Source organism: Aliivibrio sp. S10_S31 (assembly GCF_014694495.1).
GTDB lineage: Bacteria > Pseudomonadota > Gammaproteobacteria > Enterobacterales > Vibrionaceae > Aliivibrio > Aliivibrio fischeri.
In genome coordinates, this window is sequence record NZ_JAAUWR010000079.1 from 1 (window position 1) to 1,032 (window position 1,032).

Annotated in this window: 1 protein-coding gene and 1 pseudogene; both read left to right on the plus strand. The window is 34.3% G+C overall.

From position 1 onward, the window contains the following. Window positions 1-146 precede the first annotated feature (146 nt). Entirely contained in the window at window positions 147-794 is a 648-nt protein-coding gene (locus HC728_RS19635) for a hypothetical protein (protein WP_190395979.1), read from the plus strand. Between the two features lie 160 nt (window positions 795-954). Next, window positions 955-1,032: pseudogene (locus tag HC728_RS19640) on the plus strand (N-acetyltransferase); the annotation flags it as partial.

The window sequence follows — 1,032 nt, forward strand, 5'->3', positions numbered from 1 at the left end:
GAAGCGAAGCGTTGACAAAGATCGTGTAACAAAGCAATCAACACGATGCTAATTACATTCGGCGTTTTTGGTTTGAAGTGTAATTGGTTTGGAAAGTCAGTCGTTCGCACGTGTTATTGCGGCGTTAAGTGCACTAAGGGGAAAATATGGAATTACACGATATAATTCAAAGAAATAAAATCGAAGAAAAATTTGATAAAAGTGTCAGTTTTAAACAGTTTGGTATGGAAAGTATCAATGAAATAGCACGAGTAGATCCAAATATATTGTTTGAGATTGGAGCTCAGGCTTGGATGCTATTTGTTGAATCCGGAGCGAAGGTTAACCCACAGAAACTAGCTGCTGATTTTGATAATAAAAACCCTCTAATTTATCAAAAAGTAGAGAAAGTTATTAAACGAAAGGTAATTCAAGATTTATCTTTTACATATGCAAAAGTCGATGACCCTGATATAAATAGTGAAGGTTGTATACAATTATCACTTTGTCGAATGTATCCAAATGATTTATATATTGCCGATGTTGTGTTTTATGATCCTTATAAGCCTGTGGCGGAAAAGGATAAAAAGTATGAATTACATTACTTTAAGTCATTAAACCTTTTCGCTTTCCATCTTGAAAAAATCAAACTGTACTGTAAAGAAAACAATATTGCGCGAATCACTTTAACAACTTCATCTAATGAACAAATTCCGTATTTTGAAGCTTGTGGCTTTAAAATAGAAGACAACGGTTTTGCTAAAAATGCATTAGCGTATGGTTGGAGTGTACCTATGTATTTGCCGTGCACTTAACAAATGCATCAACACGATTTACTACACTCGGCAATCTCAGTTTGTCGGGTGTTTCTCGTTTTAAGGCGTCAATTTTAAGTATAATTGCATAGTAGTAAACGTGTTATGCAGGCGTTATAAGCATCGATTTATTAAGGTTATTTGAGCCAGAGGTAAAGGTTTGAAATTTTCTACGAGTTTAGCGAAAGATAGTGATTTTGAGTTCTTATTTGAACTTAAAAAGGCGGCTGAATTTGAG